The 19,219-nt window shown below is 61.0% G+C and carries 19 protein-coding genes; 12 read left to right on the top strand and 7 right to left on the bottom strand.

What is annotated here, in order from left to right; translation table 11 throughout:
- Window positions 1-352 precede the first annotated feature (352 nt).
- From rsxA to Q9Q94_RS14065, 11 genes are all read left to right on the top strand, one after another.
- Window positions 353-934 (top strand): electron transport complex subunit RsxA, encoded by a 582-nt coding sequence (rsxA, locus tag Q9Q94_RS14115; RefSeq protein ID WP_305980748.1) that lies wholly within the window; start codon window positions 353-355, stop codon window positions 932-934.
- Window positions 934-1,500, top strand: a complete 567-nt coding sequence (gene rsxB, locus Q9Q94_RS14110; RefSeq protein ID WP_305980747.1) for an electron transport complex subunit RsxB — start codon at window positions 934-936, stop codon at window positions 1,498-1,500. Before rsxA ends, rsxB begins: the two co-directional genes overlap by 1 nt.
- Entirely contained in the window at window positions 1,497-3,476 is a 1,980-nt protein-coding gene (rsxC, locus tag Q9Q94_RS14105; RefSeq protein ID WP_305980746.1) for an electron transport complex subunit RsxC, read from the top strand. Before rsxB ends, rsxC begins: the two co-directional genes overlap by 4 nt.
- Complete coding sequence (locus Q9Q94_RS14100) at window positions 3,473-4,438, top strand: Gfo/Idh/MocA family protein (RefSeq protein WP_305980745.1); 966 nt, start codon at window positions 3,473-3,475, stop codon at window positions 4,436-4,438. The genes rsxC and Q9Q94_RS14100 overlap by 4 nt, the downstream gene beginning before the upstream one ends.
- An 8-nt stretch (window positions 4,439-4,446) precedes the next feature.
- Window positions 4,447-5,457 (top strand): RnfABCDGE type electron transport complex subunit D, encoded by a 1,011-nt coding sequence (locus tag Q9Q94_RS14095; protein WP_305980930.1) that lies wholly within the window; start codon window positions 4,447-4,449, stop codon window positions 5,455-5,457.
- A gap of 13 nt (window positions 5,458-5,470) precedes the next feature.
- Window positions 5,471-6,190, top strand: coding sequence for a riboflavin synthase subunit alpha (locus Q9Q94_RS14090; protein WP_305980744.1), 720 nt, complete (start codon window positions 5,471-5,473; stop codon window positions 6,188-6,190).
- Window positions 6,187-6,840 carry an electron transport complex subunit RsxG gene (gene rsxG / locus Q9Q94_RS14085; protein ID WP_305980743.1) on the top strand — a complete coding sequence of 218 codons (654 nt, stop codon included), beginning with the start codon at window positions 6,187-6,189 and terminating at the stop codon, window positions 6,838-6,840. The genes Q9Q94_RS14090 and rsxG overlap by 4 nt, the downstream gene beginning before the upstream one ends.
- Window positions 6,841-6,851: 11 nt before the next feature.
- Window positions 6,852-7,532, top strand: coding sequence for an electron transport complex subunit RsxE (rsxE, locus tag Q9Q94_RS14080; protein WP_305980742.1), 681 nt, complete (start codon window positions 6,852-6,854; stop codon window positions 7,530-7,532).
- A gap of 74 nt (window positions 7,533-7,606) precedes the next feature.
- Window positions 7,607-8,239, top strand: coding sequence for an endonuclease III (gene nth, locus Q9Q94_RS14075; protein WP_305980929.1), 633 nt, complete (start codon window positions 7,607-7,609; stop codon window positions 8,237-8,239).
- Window positions 8,240-8,276: 37 nt separating this feature from the next.
- Window positions 8,277-8,708 carry a DUF1841 family protein gene (locus tag Q9Q94_RS14070; protein ID WP_305980741.1) on the top strand — a complete coding sequence of 144 codons (432 nt, stop codon included), beginning with the start codon at window positions 8,277-8,279 and terminating at the stop codon, window positions 8,706-8,708.
- 5 nt (window positions 8,709-8,713) lie between these two features.
- Window positions 8,714-9,322, top strand: coding sequence for an HAD family phosphatase (locus tag Q9Q94_RS14065; RefSeq protein ID WP_305980740.1), 609 nt, complete (start codon window positions 8,714-8,716; stop codon window positions 9,320-9,322).
- 130 nt (window positions 9,323-9,452) lie between these two features.
- Here the strand turns inward: Q9Q94_RS14065 and Q9Q94_RS14060 are convergent, their stop codons facing one another.
- Window positions 9,453-10,379: an L-lactate dehydrogenase gene (locus tag Q9Q94_RS14060; RefSeq protein ID WP_305980739.1), complete on the bottom strand. Its 927-nt coding sequence runs from the start codon at window positions 10,377-10,379 to the stop codon at window positions 9,453-9,455.
- Between the two features lie 161 nt (window positions 10,380-10,540).
- On the opposite strand from Q9Q94_RS14060, the gene Q9Q94_RS14055 reads away from it, so the two are divergent.
- Complete coding sequence (locus tag Q9Q94_RS14055; protein ID WP_305980738.1) at window positions 10,541-11,719, top strand: branched-chain amino acid ABC transporter substrate-binding protein; 1,179 nt, start codon at window positions 10,541-10,543, stop codon at window positions 11,717-11,719.
- Window positions 11,720-11,888: 169 nt separating this feature from the next.
- Here Q9Q94_RS14055 and Q9Q94_RS14050 read toward each other — a convergent pair whose 3' ends face one another.
- The 6 genes from Q9Q94_RS14050 to sucC all read right to left on the bottom strand — a co-directional run bounded on the left by Q9Q94_RS14050 (window position 11,889) and on the right by sucC (window position 18,964).
- Complete coding sequence (locus tag Q9Q94_RS14050) at window positions 11,889-14,243, bottom strand: GspE/PulE family protein (RefSeq protein ID WP_305980737.1); 2,355 nt, start codon at window positions 14,241-14,243, stop codon at window positions 11,889-11,891.
- A gap of 27 nt (window positions 14,244-14,270) precedes the next feature.
- Window positions 14,271-15,035: a 3',5'-cyclic-nucleotide phosphodiesterase gene (locus Q9Q94_RS14045; RefSeq protein ID WP_305980736.1), complete on the bottom strand. Its 765-nt coding sequence runs from the start codon at window positions 15,033-15,035 to the stop codon at window positions 14,271-14,273.
- 18 nt (window positions 15,036-15,053) lie between these two features.
- Window positions 15,054-15,797 carry an FHA domain-containing protein gene (locus Q9Q94_RS14040; RefSeq protein WP_305980735.1) on the bottom strand — a complete coding sequence of 248 codons (744 nt, stop codon included), beginning with the start codon at window positions 15,795-15,797 and terminating at the stop codon, window positions 15,054-15,056.
- 207 nt (window positions 15,798-16,004) lie between these two features.
- Window positions 16,005-16,709 (bottom strand): TerC family protein, encoded by a 705-nt coding sequence (locus tag Q9Q94_RS14035; RefSeq protein WP_305980734.1) that lies wholly within the window; start codon window positions 16,707-16,709, stop codon window positions 16,005-16,007.
- A 178-nt stretch (window positions 16,710-16,887) separates the two neighbouring features.
- Complete coding sequence (sucD, locus tag Q9Q94_RS14030; RefSeq protein ID WP_305980733.1) at window positions 16,888-17,781, bottom strand: succinate--CoA ligase subunit alpha; 894 nt, start codon at window positions 17,779-17,781, stop codon at window positions 16,888-16,890.
- Window positions 17,782-17,803: 22 nt separating this feature from the next.
- Window positions 17,804-18,964: an ADP-forming succinate--CoA ligase subunit beta gene (sucC, locus tag Q9Q94_RS14025; RefSeq protein ID WP_305980732.1), complete on the bottom strand. Its 1,161-nt coding sequence runs from the start codon at window positions 18,962-18,964 to the stop codon at window positions 17,804-17,806.
- Between the last annotated feature and the right edge of the window lie 255 nt (window positions 18,965-19,219).

Genomic DNA, 19,219 nt, shown 5'->3' with positions numbered 1-19,219 from the left:
GGCCGCAGAGCCGCGTCTGCCAAAGCTTTTCGGCACGCATGCCCCAGGACCCGCTCCGGGCCTGCCTCTTCAGCACCCCTGCCTGAAGAACCTCGCTGAACGAGGCTCTTCGGCTACCCTGGCAGACAGGTCTCCCGGGTAGCAACGCCCGCGTCGGATTGAAACACTCCGCCTTCTGTCGAACCGGTCGGCGAAAACTGCAACGGCACCCGCCAGCGAAAGCGTCGGTCAGTCTTTGTGACACCGTCCTGACGCGGCTTTATGCCACATTCGCATACCCCTATAACACCTTCCCGCTTGGGATTAGGCCTTGCGGGGCGGATAATCGCGGCCAATCTCCGGGCAAAAATCCATGGCTCACTACATTTTCCTGATCATCGGCGCCGTTCTCGTCAATAACGTCGTGTTCGTGCGCATTCTCGGCCTGTGTCCGTTTCTTGGCGTTTCCAAGAAACTCGAAACCGCCATCGGCATGGGCGCGGCCACGACTTTCGTGCTGACAGTCAGTTGCGGCGCCAGTTACCTGATCGAGCACTACCTGCTGCAGCCCTTTGATGTCGGCTACCTGCGCACCCTGGCCTTCATCGTGGTGATTGCCGCCATCGTGCAGCTCACCGAACTGGTGATCCAGAAAACCAGTCCGGTCCTGCATCAGGTGCTGGGCATCTACCTGCCGCTGATCACGACCAACTGTGCCGTGCTCGGCATCCCGTTGCTGTCGGTGAATTACCAGCACAATTTCATGGAAGCCCTGCTTTTCGGCACAGGCAGCGCACTGGGCTTCTCACTGGCACTGGTACTGTTTGCCGGCATCCGCGAGCGCCTGGAGGGTGCGGAAGTGCCTCTGCCCTTCAAGGGCACGGCGATCGCACTGGTTACGGCCGGGCTGATGAGTCTCGCCTTCATGGGTTTTGCCGGACTGGATAAATTCTGATGTTGTCAGCTCTGCTCGTGATGGCAGGCCTCGCCATCCTCATTGGCGCCGCACTGGGTTTCGCCTCACTCAAATTCAAGGTCGAGGGCGACCCGCTGGTCGACAAGATCGACGCCATCCTGCCGCAAACGCAATGCGGCCAGTGCGGCTTTCCCGGCTGCAAACCCTATGCCACGGCGATTGCCAACGGTGAGGCGGACATCAACTGCTGCCCGCCCGGCGGCGAAGACGGCATCCACAAGCTGGCTGATCTGCTCGGGCGCGAATTCAAGCCGCTGAACGCCGAGAACGGCACGGAAAAGCCCAAGGCCGTCGCCTTCATTGACGAGGCAACCTGCATCGGCTGCACCCTGTGTCTGCAGGCCTGCCCGGTCGATGCCATCTCGGGTGCAGCCAAACAGATGCACACCATCATTGCTCCGCTTTGCACCGGCTGCGAGCTGTGCATCGCCCCCTGCCCCGTGGACTGCATCACGATGGAAGTCGTTGCAGAAACCGTAGACACCTGGAAGTGGCGCTACCCTGCCTTCCAGCTCAAACCCGTCGCAGCAAGGAGTGCAGCATGAACGCGCTGCGCAAGCTCTTCACCTTCAATGGCGGCGTAAAGCCGGCCACCAACAAGATCGAATCCTCGCGTCTGCCGATTGTGCCGCTCGCCGATCTGCCGCTGCCTCCGCAATTCGTCGTGCCGCTGCATCAGAGCGTGGGCGGCATTCCGCAGCCATTGGTGGAAGCCGGCCAGCACGTGCTCAAGGGCCAGCGCATCGGTGCGGCCGACGGCAACTTCTCCGCTGCTGTGCATGCCCCGACCTCCGGCACCGTACTGGCGGTCGAGCCGCGCCTGATGGCCCATACCTCGGGCCTGTCGATGCTCAGCGTGGTCATCGAACCGGATGGCAAGGAAGAGTGGATCAAATCCACACCGCTGGACTGGCGCAATACCGATGCCGACGGCGTACGCGAACACCTGCGCGACGCTGGCGTGGTCGGTCTGGGGGGCGCCGTATTCCCCAGCCACATCAAACTGCGTGCCGGCCGCAATACGCCGATGAAGTCATTGATCATCAATGGTGCCGAGTGCGAACCCTTCATCACCTGTGATGATCTGCTGATGCGCGAGCGTGCCGACAAGGTGCTGGCCGGCGTCAAGATCATGCGCGGACTGCTCGGTGCGCAGGAAGTATTGATCGGCATCGAAGACAACAAACCCGAAGCCATTGCCGCCATGCAGGCGGCCTGTGCCGCCAACAACGACGCCACGATCCAGACGATTGCCGTGCCCACGCGCTACCCGGCAGGCGGCGCCAAACAGCTGATTCGCGTGCTCACCGGCATCGAAGTGCCGCACGGCGAACGTTCCACCGATTACGGCGTGCAGTGTTTCAACGTCGGTACCGCCTATGCGATCCATGAGGCCATCGAACTCGGTCGCCCACTGATCTCGCGCATGGTCACGATTGCCGGCAACGTCGGTCAGCCGCGCAATTACGAAGTGCTGTTCGGCACGCCGATGGATTTCATCGTCCGGCAGGCCGGCTGGCAGAGTGATACCAACGCCTTCATCATGGGCGGCCCGATGATGGGCTTCCGCATGCCGGCCTTCGACGTGCCGGTCGTCAAAGCCACCAACTGCATCATCGCCGCCAGCCCGCGCATCTTCGCTCCACCGCCCCCCGAGATGCCCTGCATCCGCTGCGGCGAGTGCGCCCGCGCCTGCCCGACCGACCTGCAGCCCTTCGAGATGTACTGGTTCAGCCGCGCCAAGAATTTCGGCAAGGTGCAGGAATACAACCTGTTCGACTGCATCGAGTGCGGCTGCTGCAGCTACGTCTGCCCTTCACACATCCCGCTGGTCGATTACTACCGTTTTTCCAAGACCGAAATCTGGGCGCGCGAGCGCCAGAAGGACGCCGCCGACGAAGCCCGCGTCCGCTTCGAGGCACGCAACGAACGCGCCGAGCGCGAGAAGCGGGAGAAGGCCGAAAAACTGGCTGCCCGCACAGCCGCATCCAGAGCCGCTGCCGCGACACCCAGCCCGGAGAGCGGCGCGGCGCCTGCTTCTGCGGGCAGCCCTCTGGAGACGCCCGCCACAAGCGGCTCTTCAGGCGATGACGCGAAAAAAGCGCTGATTGAAGCTGCACTTGCACGTGCCAAGGCCAAGAAGGAAGCCGCCGCCAATGGCGAGGCCGCACCGGCCGCAGAAAAACCGGTGAAGAAGGAATTGTCGGCCGAGGAAAAACAAGCCCTGATCGACACAGCACTGGCCAAAGCCAAGGCCAGAAAAGAGGCCGCGGCTCAGGCGGCAGACACAGCAAACGGAGCGTCCGCGCCGACCGACAAGGACGCCCTGATCGAAGCCGCCATCGCCCGCGCCAAGGCTAAAAAGGAGGCTGCCGCCAGCGCTGACGCATCGGTGGCCGAAGCCAGGCCCGCAAAGAAGGAATTGTCAGCCGAAGAGAAACAGGCGCTGATTGATGCCGCCCTGGCGCGCGCCACGGCCAGAAAAGCTGCCGCTGCAGCCACAGACAAGGAGCAATCATGAGTCACCTGATCAACTGGGGCATTCTGGGCTACGCCCGCATTGCCCGCCTGCAGGTCATTCCGGCCATCCTTGCCTCGGGCAATGGCCGCGTCCATGCCCTGGCCTCGCGCGATGCAGGCAAACAGGCCGAAGCGCGGGCACAGCTTCCTGATCTGGTCGTCTACACGAATTACGGTGAAGTCCTGCGCGATCCGGCAGTTCAAGCGGTCTACATTCCGCTGCCCAATTCCCTGCATCGCCAATGGGCGATTGCCGCGCTGGACGCGGGCAAACATGTGCTGTGCGAAAAACCGCTGGCCCTGGATGCCGCCGAGGCACGGGACATGGTTGCCGCCGCACGCAGCAACGAGCGCCTGCTGATGGAAGCCTTCATGTACCGCTACACCGACCGCACGCAGCAGGTGCGTACGGTGCTGGAGTCGGGCGTGCTCGGCGAAATCCGCCACGCCAACATCAGTTTCCGTTTCCTGCTCGACCGCCCCGGCACCATCAAGATGCAGCCGGGGCTGGGCGGCGGCGCAATGTATGACGTCGGGGTGTATCCGGTAAACCTGCTGGGCCTCATCAGCGGCGGAGCATTGCCGGTTGCCGTGCATGCCGAAGGCGAGTTCACCGACGGCGTGGACGTGAACGCCTCGGCGCTCCTGCGTTACGAATCAGGCATGCTCGCCACGATCCACTGCGGCTTCAATGCCTTCGGCCAGATGGGCGCCGAAATCGTTGGCACCCAAGGCCGCCTGCTGGTGCCGGACCCTTTCCTTGGCGAAGCCGGCGAACTGACCCTGATCACCGCTCAGGGAACCCGCAGCATCCCGGTGGCCGCCACCGACCGCTACACATCGCAGGTCCGCGACTTTGCCGCCGCCATTCTGCAGGGCCGCCCCCCCCTGCTGTCACTGGAAGAATCCATCCGCAATCTGGAAGTGCTGGACATGATTCGCGCCAGCCTGAAAGCACATTGAACACCATGATCAACAACTCCCCCTACGTCCGCGCCCAGGCCAGCGTCACCCGCGTGATGCTCAAGGTGCTTGCCGCCCTCGTGCCGGCAATTGCCGTATATGTGTGGCAATTCGGCCCGGCGATTCTGGTCAAGCTGGTGCTTGCCACCGCCACCGCGCTGGTCTGCGAATCGGTCATGCTGAAACTGCGCGGCAAGCCGCAGGCACTCTTCCTCACCGATCTGTCCGCCATCGTCACGGCCTGGCTGATCGCCCTGGCTTTCCCGCCGCTGGCGCCCTGGTGGGTGGTTGTCACCGGCACGGCACTGGCCATCGTCGTGGCAAAACATCTGTATGGCGGGCTGGGGCAGAACCCTTTCAACCCCGCAATGGTGGCCTACTGCGTGATGATCGTGGCATTCCCCTCGCTGATGAGCCAATGGCCCGGCGATCTGAACATACAGGCCGCCGCACTGGCCGAGCATGCCCAGGTTTTCCCGAACGGTCCGGCCATGACGCTGGATGCCATTACCAGCGCGACGCCACTGGATGCATTGCGCACTGGCCTGCGTGCTGCCGGCGCCACGGTCGCCAGTGTCAGCAGCGATTCGGCAACCTTCGGCAGCGTTGCCGGCCGTGGATGGGAATGGATAGCTCTGGCCTACCTCGTCGGTGGCCTGTGGCTGGTTCAGCAGAAGATCATCACCTGGCACATCCCGGCAGGGTTCATTGTCGGCCTGGGAATCATCTCGGGCGCTTTCTGGCTGGTGGACAGCGCGCACTACGCCTCGCCATTGCTGCATCTGGCGGCGGGCGGCTCAATGCTCGGCGCCTTCTTCATCCTCACCGATCCGGTTTCCGCCAGCACCACGCCACGCGGCAAGCTGATCTACGCGGCCGGTGCGGCGTTGATCGTGTATCTGATCCGCGTTTTTGGTGCCTACCCGGATGGCGTGGCTTTTGCCACCTTGCTGATGAACATCGTGGTCCCGCTGATCGACATGAAAACCCAGCCGCCGGTCTTCGGCCACAAGCAATAATCAGGAGCCCGCCATGTTCACCGGAATCGTCAAAGGCCGCGCCAGTGTGCGCAGAATCGAACGTCAGCAAGGCCTCTACACCCTGGAACTGGCTTTCCCGGCGGATTTCGACGCCGGGCTGGAAACCGGCGCCAGCGTGGCCGTGGACGGCTGCTGCCTGACGGTGACCCACCACAGCTCCGGCCGGGCCAGCTTCGATGTGATGCAGGAGAGCCTCGCACGCACCACCCTGATTGATCTGAATGCAGGCAGTGAGGTGAACGTTGAGCGCGCCGCGCGCGATGGCGCCGAAATCGGCGGCCACCCGCTCTCCGGTCATGTCGATTGCACCGCCAGCATCGTCGCCATCGACACCCCGGAGAACAACAAGGTGATGCGCTTCCAGCTCACTCCGGAATGGGCGCGCTATGTGTTCGCCAAGGGCTACATTGCAGTGAATGGTTGCAGCCTGACGGTGAGTGACATGGACCGCGCCAGCGGCCAGTTCTCCGTGTGGTTCATTCCCGAAACCCTGCGCGCCACGACGTTTGACGCCAAGAAGCCGGGCGATGCGGTCAACATTGAAATCGAACGCGCCACTCAGGTGACCGTCGACACCATCCGCAGTTATCTCGACGAGCGCCTCGGCCCGCTGCTGCCGCGCCTGGAAGCCATGCTGCTGGCCTCCGGCGGCTCGCTGGAGCAACTCGCCGCACTGCCCGCCGGCAAACCCGACACACCAGAAAAACCATGAGCGAACAGAACCTTCCCCAGCCTTCTCCGCTGAAACTCTCGGCCAGTACGGCCGGTGTGATGCTGCTGTTCACACTGGTGTTCACCGGGCTCATGGCTGGCACCTACGAACTCACGCGTGACACCATCGCCGCCAGCGCGGAAGCCGAGCAGCTTCGCCTGATCAACGAAATCCTGCCGCCGGCGGGCTATGACAACGCCTTGCTGCAGGATGTAAAAATCCTCGGCTCGACGCCTGAACTGGGCCTGCCAAAGGGTGGCAAGGTCTGGCGTGCGCGCAAGGCCGGCCAGCCCGCTGCGCTGGTCTTTGAGACCGTGGCGCCGGATGGCTATGCCGGCGCAGTCCGTCTGGTGATTGCCGTGAGTGCGGATGGCACGCTGGGCGGCGTGCGCGTCACCGAACACCACGAGACGCCGGGGCTCGGCGATTACATCGATCCCAAAAAGGACAAGAACAAGGCCGAGCCGTGGATCGCTCAATTCGTCGGCAAGACACTGACCACCCTGCCGCTGGAGCGCTGGAAAGTGAAAAAGGACGGTGGCGACTTTGTCTACCGCACCGGCGCCACCATTTCGGCTCGCGCCGTGACCAATGCCGTCGCCCGCACCGTAGCCTATGCCCACGCGCAGCGCGATGCGCTCTATCAGTAAGGAGCCCACACATGGCGACTCAAAACCTGAAAGACATTTTCTGGAACGGCGTCTGGAAACAGAACACCGGTCTGGCCCAATTGCTCGGCCTGTGCCCGATTCTGGCGGTCTCCACCAATCTCGTGAATGGCGTGAGTCTCGGCCTGGCAACCATTGCAGCCATGGCCATGTCGAATGCCGTCGTCTCGGCGCTGCGCAATTTCATCCCCTATGAAATCCGCATTCCGGTGTTCATCCTGATCATTGCGGCGCTGGTCACCGTGCTGGATCTGGCTTTCAACGCTTACCTGCATGATCTGTATCTGGTGCTCGGCATTTTCGTGCCGCTGATCGTCACCAACTGTATCGTGCTGGCCCGCGTGGAAGCCTTTGCCGCCAAGAACAGCCCGCTCGCCTCGACGATCGACGGCATCGGCATGGGCGTGGGCCTGGTGCTGGTGCTGGCCACGCTGGGTGGAGTGCGCGAACTGATCGGCACTGGCGCCCTATTCGCCGGCATCGAGATGGTCATCCCCGGCACGCATGCCATCCAGATACTGCCTGCGGACTATCCCGGTTTCCTCTTCGCCATCCTGCCGCCCGGCGCCTTCATCACCCTGGCCTGCCTGATTGCGGCACGCAACTGGTTCGAGGCCCGCAAAGGCTCCGCCAAGCCTGTCGAGGCAGCCGGCTGCGCACCCGCTGCGCACTGAGGCAAAGGGGGAGTGTTGATCACTCGCCCGACTTTCTCCACTCCTCACTTTCCGGAACCACCATGCCCCGCCTGATGACGAAGGCCGAGATCAGTGAGGCTTTCGCTCGCTGGCAGGCGGCAAACCCGGCCCCCGTCACCGAACTGGAGTACGCCACCCCCTTCCAATTGCTGGTGGCCGTGGTGCTCTCGGCGCAAGCCACCGACAAGGGTGTGAATCTCGCCACACGCCGGCTCTTCCCGACCGCTCCCACTCCCGAGGCCATGGTCACGCTGGGCGAAGCGGGTATTGCCGAACACATCAAGACCATCGGCCTGTTCCGCAACAAGGCAAAGAACGTCGCCATGCTCAGCCGCCAGTTGCTGGAGCGTCATGCCGGCGAGGTGCCGCGTTCGCGCGAAGCACTCGAAGCCCTGCCCGGCGTGGGCCGCAAGACCGCCAACGTGGTGCTCAATGCACTCTGGCGCGAGCCGGTAATGGCGGTGGATACCCACATTTTCCGCGTCGCCAACCGCATGGGGCTGGCTCCGGGCAAGGATGTGCGCGCAGTAGAAGACGCCCTGATGCGGCGCATCCCCAAGGCATATCTGGTTGATGCGCACCACTGGCTGATCCTGCACGGCCGTTATGTGTGCACCGCACGCAGCCCGAAATGCGGAGAATGCAGGGTTCGCGATCTGTGCCAGAACATGGACAAAACGTCCTGACCCACTCCCAACCTCCCACTTTTCACTCCCGACAAGAATGTTCAACCCCACCCGCGACCAGGCCCGCCTCTTCTTCATCGACAGCTGGCGCAAACATCAGGCCAAAGAGAACCTGACGGCGATGGAAGACGTCGCTGCCGAACTGGTCTTCCAGCATCCGGAATACCACGCCTTGCTGGAGAATCCGGAAGCGGTGGACAAGGATTTCAAGCCGGAAGATGGCCAGATCAATCCCTTCCTGCACCTCTCGCTGCATCTGGCGATTCATGAACAGCTCTCGATCAACCAGCCGCCGGGCATCCGCGATGCCTATGACGCCTGCCTGCGCCGCCGCGGCGATGATCGTCACGCGGCACTGCACGATGTACTCGATGCACTGGGCGAAACCATCTTTGAAGCCCAGCGCAGCGGCAAACCCATGGATGCGCTGGCCTACGTCGAGAACGTGAAGCGCCGGGCCGGAAAGTAGGCACCATGAAAATCAACACCATCATCTTCGACCTCGGCAATGTTCTCATCCCCTGGGAGCCGCGCTGGCTGTTCCGCAAACTGCTGAATGACGAGGCACAGGTGGAGCACTTCCTGCAGGAAGTCGATTTCAATGCCTGGAACGCCGCCCACGACGCCGGCCAGCCGTTTGCCATCGGCATCGAAACACACGGGGCAAAGCACCCGCAGCACCGCCACCTGCTCGAAGCCTATTTCGAGCGCTGGGAGGAATCCGTCGCCGCGCCTTTCGAGGAATCCGTGAGCCTGCTGCATGAGTTGAAAGCAGCCGGCTTCCGCCTGCTGGCGCTGACCAACTTCTCCGCCGAAACCTTCCCGCGGGCGCAGCGCCTGTACGGTTTCCTGCAGGAATTCGAGGGAATCGTCGTGTCCGGAGCGGAAGGCCTGATCAAGCCCGATCCGGCCATCTACGAATTACTGTGCACACGCTACGGGGTGGTGCCGGAACAGGCCGTATTCATCGACGACAGCGCCGCCAACGTCGCCACCGCGCGCCAGCTCGGCATGCAAGCGATCCATTTCACCGGGCCGGAGATGCTGCGCGACAGCCTGCGTGCGCTACAGCTGCCAGTCTGAAGAGCCGCATCTGGCGGACTTCTTCAGGCATGTCATCCCGAAACCCTTTCCAAGCAAGCTTTTCCCTGATGCATCCTTGAAGAACAAGTCTGCAGGCGGCTCTCCGGGCAGATGAATTCCGCAGATCGGTTCAGGTCAGGGCCAGCAGCGAACGCAGGTGCTGCTCCGAGCGATGGAATTCCAGCTGCTCGGCGGCCGTGAATTCGTAGTGGAGAATCTTGTGCACACCTTGCCGCCCGACCACACAGGGCACGCTCATGACGAGATCCTGCACGCCGTACTCGCCCTGCAGCAGCACGCCGACCGGCAGCACTGAATGCTCGTTGGCCTCGATGGCGCGAATGATGCGGAACACGCTGGCCGCGATGCCGTGATTGGTGTTGCCCTTGCGCTCGAAGATGCGAAAGCCGGCGTCCAGCGTCTGCTGACGGATGGCCGCCTTGTCGACCGGCGCAATGCCGTTGAGCCGGCAATAGCTGTCGATATCCTGTCCGCCCACGTTCACCACGCTCCAGGGTATGAAACCGGTGGCACCGTGATCGCCCAGCAGATAGCCGACGATGTTCTTCGGGTCGAGCTTCACATGCTCGCTGATGATCCGCAGCAGCCGTGCCGTATCGATTAGGGTGCCGGCAGAAATCAGTCGGCTGGGCGGGTAGCTGGAAGCCTGCAGCATCACCTGGGTCATCACGTCGACCGGATTGGTCACATTGATGACGATGGCACCCGGCGAGTAGCGCTCCACCTCGGCAATGATCTCGCGCAGGATCACGCAGTTGATGCGCACCAGATCATCCCGGCTCTGGCCTTGCTGCAGCTGCGCGCCAGCGGTGATCACGACGATGTCGCTGTCCCTGGAGTCGGCGTAATCGCCCGCCACCAGCGCCGGATTCTTGGCGTAGGTGAAGGCGGTGGTATGGGCAAAATCCCAGATCTCGGCTTCGGCCTTGCCCCGGTTCTTGTCGACGGCGACAATCTCGGTCACCTCGCTCATGTTCACCAGGAAACCGACGATTTCGGTGCCCACCGCACCCATGCCGATGACGGATACCTTCATGTGCCCTGCTCCTTCGCTGCGCTGTCTTGTTGCGTCCGGCACGCTTGCCGAGCCTGCGGCAAGTCTAAACCCATGGCTTTGTTGATCCAATCCGCAGCCATACGGATAGACTTGCGGCAGCATTCTGTCTTTCTTCCCCAAACGAACCGACCGGAGTCCTCATGACCCACCTTCCGAAGCTCCTTGCCCCGGCCCTCGGCCTGGCTCTTGTGCTGGCTGCCTGCAGTCCGAAACAGGAAGATTCCGCGGCAACCACCGAAGCGGCCGCTGCTGCGCAGATCATCAAGATCGGCTTCTCGGCCCCGCTGACCGGCCCGCAGGCTCACTATGGCAAGGGCTACCAGAATGGCGTGCAACTGGCCATCGATGACGTCAATGACACCAAACCGATGATCGGCGGCAAGCTGGTGCAGTTCGAACTGGTTGCCGAAGATGACATGGCCGATCCGAAGACCGCCACCCAGGTGGCCCAGCGCGTACTGGATGCGGGTGTGGCAGGGGTGATCGGGCACTTCAACTCGGGCACCTCGATCCCGGCGTCAAAGGTTTACTCGGACGCCGGCATGCCGCAGATCGCCATGGCAACCGCCCCGGCGCTCACCCAGCAGGGTTTCAAGACCGTTTTCCGCTCGATGACCTCCGACACCCAGCAAGGCTCGGTGATGGGTCGCTATGTGGTGGAGAAACTCGCCGCCCGGAAGATCGCCATCATTGACGACCGCACTGCCTACGGTCAGGGTCTGGCCGACGAGTTTGAAAAGGCGGCCAAGGAAGTCAAGGGCGAAATCGTCGCCCGCGAATTCACCAATGACAAGGCCAGCGATTTCATGGCCATCCTCACCAGCATCAAGAGCAAAAAGCCGGACGCCATCTTTTTCGGGGGCACCGACGCACAGTCCGGCCCGCTGGTGAAGCAGATGCGCCAGATCGGCATGAAAGCACCGCTGATCTCGGGCGAAATGACCCGCTCCGACACCTTCATCAAGCTCGCCGGCCCCGCGGCAGAGGGCAGCATCGCCTCACTGGCCGGCGTGCCGCTGGCCCAGATGCCGGGCGGCCCGGATTTTGAAACCCGCTTCAAGGCCCGCTTCGGCGAGCCGGAAATCTATTCGCCCTACGGCTACGATGCCACGCGCATCCTGATCGCGGCGATGATCAAGGCGGATTCGGTGCAGCCGGCGCAATACCTGCCGATGCTGGCAGGCATCAGTCACGCCGGGGTGACCGCGCCGAAAATCTCTTACGACACCAAGGGCGATCTGGAGAACGGTGGCATCACCGTTTACAAGGTTGTCGGTGGCAAGTGGGAGGTGCTGGAATCCATTGGCGGCGCGCAATGAACCGCAGTCGCTGACGAACAGAGGCCGGCATTGCCGGCCTTTTTTCATTGCCCGCAGACCTGCTCCGGAAGCCATTCTCCGGCACGCCTGCCTGTGCAGCCTCATCAAACCGGCCTGTGCCGAACAGCAGGCCGGAGAGGCCCGCCACAGGCGGCTCTCCAGCCCCCCGTCAGCGAATGCACACGCGGCGCACCTGCGCCATGTCGGTGTCACCGCTGAGCACTTTCTGGATGCCATCCTGGCGCAGGGTGCGCATGCCCTCTTCCAGCGCGCTCACCAGCAAGTCCGAAACCAGCGCCCGGGTCTGGATCTGGCGCCGGATCGCATCAGAGCCCAGCATCAACTCGTGCAGACCGATACGCCCGCGATACCCGCTCTGGCTGCATTCGGGACAGCCTGTGGGGCGAAACAGCACGAAACGGCCTTGTTCGTCAGCAAAGCGCTCGTGCCAGTCCGCCAGAATCTCGCTGCGAGCCTCTCCCGGCGCTTCGCGGAACTGCCGCGTCTTGCGCAGATCCTCGCAGTATTCGTCGAGCAGCGCGGTGATTTCCTCGTCGGTCGCCACCTCGGGCGCACGACAGTGTTTACACAGGCGTCGGGCCAGACGCTGGGCCAGCACGCCCAGCAGGGCGTCAGCAAAATTGAAGGGGTCCATGCCCATGTCGAGCAGCCGTACGGCAGACTCCGGCGCACTGTTGGTGTGCAGGGTGGAGAACACCATATGCCCGGTCAGTGATGCCTCTATCGCGATCTGCACGGTCTCGGCGTCGCGCATTTCGCCCACCATGATCACGTCCGGATCGGCGCGCAGGAACGCTCGCATCACGGTCGGGAAATTCAGCCCGGCCTTGCGGTTGACCTGTACCTGACGCAAGCCGCGCTGGGTGATTTCCACGGGATCTTCGGCGGTCCAGATCTTGGTTTCGGGTTTATTGATGTATTTCAGCAGCGAATGCAGTGTGGTGGTCTTGCCCGAGCCGGTAGGGCCGCAGACAAAGAACAGGCCGTAAGGCTTGGTGACCGTCGCGGTCAGGCGCTGCAGGTTGTAATCAGACAGGGCCAGCTTGTCGATGGGAATCGGCTCGCCCTGCGTGAGCAGGCGCATGACCACGTCTTCCAGGCCGCCAGCCGTAGGAATGGTGGCAACCCGCAACTCGACATCCAGCGGCCCGTATTTGCGGAACTTGATCTTGCCGTCCTGCGGCTTGCGGCGCTCGGAAATATCCAGATCGCACATGATCTTGATGCGCGCCACCATCGGGTTGCGGTAGGCCGCCGGCACTTCGACATAGGGCACCAGCAACCCGTCCTTGCGAAAGCGCACCAGCATCTTTTCCTTGCCGGGACGGGGCTCGATATGGATGTCTGACGCCCCCTGCCGGTACGCATCAATGATGATGCGATTGACCAGCTTGACCAGTTCGTTGTCTGCCGCCGCACTCAGTTCGTCGCCAGCAGAAGGCGCTTCATCACCATCGGCCAGATCGGAGAGCAGATCTCCCACGCTAAATTCTTCGAAACTCTGATCAAAATACTGCCCAACCGTCTGCTCGAACTCGGCACGGGTGGTCACTCGATAGACCAGCCGGGCGTTCTGGAAGACATTCAGGACGACACGCGTGCCCATCACCTGCTCGGGGTCAACCGCCAGGATGATGATGCCCTCCTGGGTTTCCTCCAGCGGCAGCCAGCCATTCTGGATCGCATATTCGCGTTTGATGTTGCGCAGCAGATCCATGGGTTTGATGCGGTCCGGCCGGAATGGCTCGTAAGGCACGCCGTAGAAGGCCGCCATGGCTTCGCCGACTTCGGCCAGACTGATCTTGCGATCATCGACCAGCACGCTTTCCTGAGTAATCTTGCGGGTGCGCGCATCTTCTGCAGACTGGTCCAGTTCCTTGTCGGACAGACGTCCCCTGAGCACCAGTTGATGATATTTCGAACGCAAGGGCACGGTAGCCTGCATACGCTGCGCAAAGGCAATCGCCAGAGTCTGCGCCAGCGCCAGCACGCCCTCCTCTTCAACCGAGGAGAACGGCTCGCCATCCTGGGTGTTCATCAACTGGATCACACCCAACAGGCGACTGCCTTCCGGGTGCACGAGGGGCGCAACCAGCATCTGCTGACAGTGAAAACCACTGCGCTCATCCACCTCGCGGCGGAATTCGATGCTGTCCGATATTTGCTGCAGTTCCTGCCCATCGTAGACATTGCGGATATTCAGCATGCGCCGATGCTGGGCACAAAAACCCGCAACACTCTTGTCTGAAATCGGCAGGCGAATGCTCTTCGCCACATGCAGCCCGGTTTTCACTCGCGAACTGATGGTATTGCCGGCGTCATCCACCACATAAATGGTCATGCGTTCGGCGCCAAACAGCGCACACACTTCGGTGGAGACCTCGAAAATGATCTCGTCGATATTTGAAGTGTCGTGAATCCGCGTATTAAGGCCCTGCAAACCCTTGAAAAAAGCCAGGCGGCGTGCCAAGGCACTGCCAGAGCGGGCGATGGGGGTGCTCATGCTGAGTCTCCAGAAGGAAGATTCAGCCTAGAGATAGAAGCACTGTTCGTTCAATAGTACCTGTGGACGCAAGCGCCCGTTGCAGAGCAGGATTTCCTGCGCCAGCACATCCGAATAGCCCGGTTTGAAATGGGTCACGAAAACGTCAGGGTTGCCGGTCAGGCGTTCCAGTACGCTATGCAGCATACTCGGCGACAGATGCCGGGCCGCATGCGCGAGATCCTGATGCTCGTTCGGAAAGGCGGTTTCGATCAGCAGGTAGCGCAAATTTTCCAGCGCATTGAGTGCGGCGATCTGCTGGTCACACACCGAGGTGTCTCCGCTGAACGCCAACTGGTCTCCGCCGCAACTCAGGCAGTACCCCACAGCCGGAACCGAGTGCAAGGCAGGCAAAACCTGCACCGATCGCTCGCCCAAGCTGACCACCTCCCCCACCTGCACCGGCTGCATTCGCAACATGGGGTGAATGCGATCGGGTATCGCGGTGAAATCCGGCCATACCAACCAGTTGAAGATATGCGCGCGCAAGATCCGCAGGGTTTCTTCTGCGGCGTACACCGTGATCGGCCTCGCGCGCAGATCACCCACCGTGTCGATCAGCATCGGCAACAGCGCGATGTGATCCAGATGGGAGTGCGTCAGAAATACATGATCGACAAGCAGCAGCTCTTCCAGCGGCAGCTCGCCCACACCGGTGCCACAATCAACAAGGATATCCGTGTCGACCAGCAGGGAAGTCGTGCGGGACGTTCCCCCGATTCCTCCGCTACACCCCAGCACACGAATTTTCATGCGTCCAATAACCAGGCTTCAGGCGCCTGAAGCAGGCGTTCGCAGGTAGAACTCCATCTTCACGCCGGCGATTTCGATCACATCATGATCGCCGAGCAGGTGAGCTTGCGCATCCAGCTGCTTGCCATTGAGAACAGGGAAAGAATCGCCTTCCACGTGCGTGATGAAATAGCCGTGCGGCCGACGGGTGATCACCGCCACCTGTACCCCGGGCTTGCCCAGCGTAGTCAGCGATTTTGAAAGATCCAGCTCGCGGCCTGCATTGCGCCCACTGATGATCTGCACAACCCCCATCGGCTCGCCGACAGAACTGGGCGCGGCATCAATCGGTGCCTTCCACTCGCTGGTCACCGAAGCATCGGCCGCAAAACCAACCATGGTTTCAGTGTGAGCGCGTGGGCTGGCTCCCAGTGCCGCCGCTTCAGGCGCAGACACGAAGGCCTTCTCGAAGGTATTGCTGGCACTCATGTCCGGCGCATCCTTGAGGAACTTGAGCCGGTACTTGCCCAGTTCAACCACGTCGTTGTCCTTGAGCACGTGTTTCTTGACCGACTGCCCATTTACATAGGTGCCGTTGGTACTGTTGAGGTCTTCCAGGAAAGCATCGTTCAGGATGGCAACGATTACCGCATGCTCACCACTGATCGCCAGGTTGTCGATCTGGATGTCGTTGTGCGGTTTACGTCCGATGCTGGTCCGCTCCTTGTTCAGCGGAATCTCTTTCAGCACCAGTCCATCCATACTCAGAATCAGCTTTGCCATCGTATCCTCGTCACGATTTTTCCGCAGATGCCATACCTGTAACCGAGCCAGAACCGCATCGCAACAGAATGTACCCCTTCAAGCCGTAAGTATGGCACTGGATGAGCAGTTCCGGCAGTCCCTGCTCACCCAGCGGATCGAGATCCGGACCAACACCAGATTTGTCTGCCCTGACGGGGCAGGCAAATCTGCCGGAACGGCACTCAATCAGACGTCGTCCACACCCACGGGTTTGGAACGGCTTTGCACAATACGGCCGATTGCCAGCACCAGCAAGGCACCCGCAGCAGGAGCCGCATAGTGAGCAAACGGGATAGCATGCACCGCGCCCGCCAGAATGCTTTCCTTGACCGCCATTTCGCCAGCGATCCAGCCCAGCAGCATGGCGCCCAGTGTCACGATAATCGGGAAGCGTTCCATCAATTTGAGCACAACACCACTGCCGAAGATCACGATTGGAATCGACAGGGCCAGACCGATGATCAGCAGGATCGTCTTGGCTTCTGCCGGGGCTGCGTCAGCCGCAGCAGCTACCCCCAGCACGTTGTCCAGGCTCATCACCAGATCGGCTATCAGGATGGTCTTGATGGCCGACATGATCGTGCTGCTTTCCTTGACGTGACCTTCACCATCACTGTCACACAGCAGTTGCACACCAATCCACAGCAACAGCACGGCGCCGATCAATTTGAGCCAAGGCAATTCAAGCAGTTGAACAGCAAATATTGTCAGCACCACGCGCATGATGATCGCGGCCACCGAACCCCATATCACGGCCAGGCGCTGCTGAACTGGCGGCAAGGAACGCGCCGCGAGCGCAATAACGACCGCGTTATCGCCTGACAACAGAATATTGACCCAGATGATTTTGAACAAACCGATCCAGAATGCGCTGGTTTGAATAACTTCCATGTGCTTCTTCCTGCCTTGTTAATGAATGAAAACCAGACACGATCCTAGCTGGTTCGATCATAAAACCAGTGACGATACGCAAACAGAGCGTAACCGTCAGCCCGACTAAGGGTATATCCCAAGCAAAAAAAGCGGGCAGCCAAGCTACCCGCTTTCGTTTACACAACAAAATTAGTGATCAGAGCAGACTCTTGAGCAGCTTGCCCATTTCCGACGGGTTGCGGGTCACAGTGAAACCGCATTCCTCCATGATGGCGAGCTTGGCATCAGCCGTATCGGCGCCGCCCGAGATCAACGCACCCGCGTGCCCCATGCGCTTGCCGGCCGGGGCCGTTACGCCCGCGATGAAGCCCACGATCGGCTTCTTCATGTTGGCCTTGCACCACAACGCAGCTTCGGCTTCATCCGGGCCACCGATTTCACCAATCATGATGACCGCATCGGTATCGGGGTCGTCGTTGAATGCCTTCATTACATCGATGTGCTTCAGGCCATTGATCGGATCACCACCGATGCCGACCGCTGACGACTGGCCCAGACCGATTTCGGTCAGTTGTGCCACGGCTTCATAGGTCAGGGTGCCGGAGCGCGATACGACACCGATGCGCCCCTTGCGATGGATGTGACCCGGCATGATGCCGATCTTGATTTCATCCGGCGTGATCAGGCCAGGGCAGTTCGGGCCGAGCAGCAGGGTGCGCTTGCCACCTGCGGCTTCCTTGGCCTTCATGCGGTTGCGCACTTCCAGCATGTCGCGCACGGGGATGCCTTCGGTGATGCAGATTGCCAGATCGAGATCCGCCTCGACCGCTTCCCATATTGCTGCGGCAGCTCCAGCTGGCGGCACGTAAATCACGGAAACCGTAGCGCCGGTTTCGGCCGCAGCCTCTTTCACCGTGCCATAGATCGGAATATTGAAGATCGACTCACCGGCCTTCTTGGGATTTACGCCTGCAACGAAACAGTTTTTGCCGTTGGCGTACTCCTGGCACTTCTCGGTATGGAACTGGCCGGTCTTGCCCGTAATGCCCTGGGTGATGACCTTGGTATCTTTATTGATGTAAATCGACATGTCTTGAACTCCTCGCCGTGGCTCAGGCCACTGCGGAAACGATCTTCTGGGCGGCCTCTGCCATGGTATCGGCAGAGATGATGGGCAGACCGGACTCGGCAAGAATCTTCTTGCCCAGATCCTCATTGGTGCCCTTCATGCGCACCACCAGCGGCACCTGCAGATGCACTTCGCGAGCCGCCGTCACCACGCCATTGGCAATGGTGTCGCATTTCATGATGCCACCGAAGATGTTAACCAGAATGCCTTTCACGGCCGGGTTCTTGAGCATGATTTTGAAGGCTTCGGTCACCTTCTCGGTGGTCGCTCCGCCGCCCACGTCGAGGAAGTTGGCCGGCTCGGCACCGAACAGCTTGATGGTGTCCATGGTCGCCATGGCAAGACCCGCACCATTCACCAGACAGCCGATGTTGCCGTCGAGCGAGATGTAGGCCAGATCGAACTTGGAAGCTTCGATTTCAGCCGCGTCCTCTTCATCCAGGTCGCGATAGGCCACGATATCCGGGTGACGGAACAGCGCGTTCGGATCAAAGTTGAACTTGGCGTCCAATGCCTTGATGTTGCCGTTGCCTTCGAGGATCAGCGGGTTGATTTCCGCCAGCGAAGCATCCGTTTCCATGTAACAGGTATAGAGCTTCTGGAAGGTATCGATCGCCTTGGCAATCGAGCCTTCCGGCACGCCAATACCCTTGGCCAGCTCTTGGCCCTGAGCTTCGGTCAGGCCGGTCGCCGGATCGACAAAGACCTTGATGATCTTCTCGGGCGTGTTGTGCGCCACTTCCTCGATATCCATACCGCCCTCGGAGGAAGCCATCATGGCGACCTTCTGGGTAGCACGGTCGGTCAGCGCGGCAACGTAGTATTCCTTCTTGATGTCGGCACCTTCTTCGATCATCAGGCGACGAACCTTCTGACCTTCCGGGCTGGTCTGGTGCGTGATCAGTTGCATGCCCAAAATCTGGCCGGCAATCGTGCGGACTTCATCTTTTGAACGAGCCAGCTTCACACCACCACCCTTGCCACGCCCGCCGGCATGAATCTGGGCTTTCACCACCCAGATGGAGCCCCCGAGTTCATCGGCAGCCTTGACCGCTTCATCCACACTGAAACACGGAATGCCGCGTGGAGTGACTACGCCATATTTGCGCAGGATTTCTTTTGCTTGGTACTCATGGATCTTCATTTTTATGCCCTTGTTTCGCGCCGCCGCCCCGAAAACCCGGGGGAACCGGCACGGTTTGAGTCGTCTATGGATTGAAACGCACGACGGAACCCCGGGCTCACGACCTCCGCTTTCAATTGCATTGCTGCAACCTTCGATCAGGGCACGTGTATCTCTGCAGGGTGACTGGATTTTATACCGAAACATCAAAAAAACACTGCCAACACCACACCCGGACAACGCAAGTCAGGAAAGGACATCAAATTTGAACAAAAT

Source organism: Uliginosibacterium sp. 31-16 (assembly GCF_030730865.1).
Taxonomy (GTDB): domain Bacteria; phylum Pseudomonadota; class Gammaproteobacteria; order Burkholderiales; family Rhodocyclaceae; genus Uliginosibacterium.
Note: the sequence above shows the minus strand (reverse complement) of the source record. Positions and strands in the feature narration are given on the sequence as shown.

Coding starts and splice junctions, on each gene's coding strand:
- rsxA (WP_305980748.1), top strand. CDS start 353: ATGGCTCACTACATTTTCCTGATCATCGGCGCCGTTCTCGTCAATAAC.
- rsxB (WP_305980747.1), top strand. CDS start 934: ATGTTGTCAGCTCTGCTCGTGATGGCAGGCCTCGCCATCCTCATTGGC.
- rsxC (WP_305980746.1), top strand. CDS start 1,497: ATGAACGCGCTGCGCAAGCTCTTCACCTTCAATGGCGGCGTAAAGCCG.
- Q9Q94_RS14100 (WP_305980745.1), top strand. CDS start 3,473: ATGAGTCACCTGATCAACTGGGGCATTCTGGGCTACGCCCGCATTGCC.
- Q9Q94_RS14090 (WP_305980744.1), top strand. CDS start 5,471: ATGTTCACCGGAATCGTCAAAGGCCGCGCCAGTGTGCGCAGAATCGAA.
- rsxG (WP_305980743.1), top strand. CDS start 6,187: ATGAGCGAACAGAACCTTCCCCAGCCTTCTCCGCTGAAACTCTCGGCC.
- rsxE (WP_305980742.1), top strand. CDS start 6,852: ATGGCGACTCAAAACCTGAAAGACATTTTCTGGAACGGCGTCTGGAAA.
- nth (WP_305980929.1), top strand. CDS start 7,607: ATGACGAAGGCCGAGATCAGTGAGGCTTTCGCTCGCTGGCAGGCGGCA.
- Q9Q94_RS14070 (WP_305980741.1), top strand. CDS start 8,277: ATGTTCAACCCCACCCGCGACCAGGCCCGCCTCTTCTTCATCGACAGC.
- Q9Q94_RS14065 (WP_305980740.1), top strand. CDS start 8,714: ATGAAAATCAACACCATCATCTTCGACCTCGGCAATGTTCTCATCCCC.
- Q9Q94_RS14060 (WP_305980739.1), bottom strand. CDS start 10,379: ATGAAGGTATCCGTCATCGGCATGGGTGCGGTGGGCACCGAAATCGTC.
- Q9Q94_RS14055 (WP_305980738.1), top strand. CDS start 10,541: ATGACCCACCTTCCGAAGCTCCTTGCCCCGGCCCTCGGCCTGGCTCTT.
- Q9Q94_RS14050 (WP_305980737.1), bottom strand. CDS start 14,243: ATGAGCACCCCCATCGCCCGCTCTGGCAGTGCCTTGGCACGCCGCCTG.
- Q9Q94_RS14045 (WP_305980736.1), bottom strand. CDS start 15,035: ATGAAAATTCGTGTGCTGGGGTGTAGCGGAGGAATCGGGGGAACGTCC.
- Q9Q94_RS14040 (WP_305980735.1), bottom strand. CDS start 15,797: ATGGCAAAGCTGATTCTGAGTATGGATGGACTGGTGCTGAAAGAGATT.
- Q9Q94_RS14035 (WP_305980734.1), bottom strand. CDS start 16,709: ATGGAAGTTATTCAAACCAGCGCATTCTGGATCGGTTTGTTCAAAATC.
- sucD (WP_305980733.1), bottom strand. CDS start 17,781: ATGTCGATTTACATCAATAAAGATACCAAGGTCATCACCCAGGGCATT.
- sucC (WP_305980732.1), bottom strand. CDS start 18,964: ATGAAGATCCATGAGTACCAAGCAAAAGAAATCCTGCGCAAATATGGC.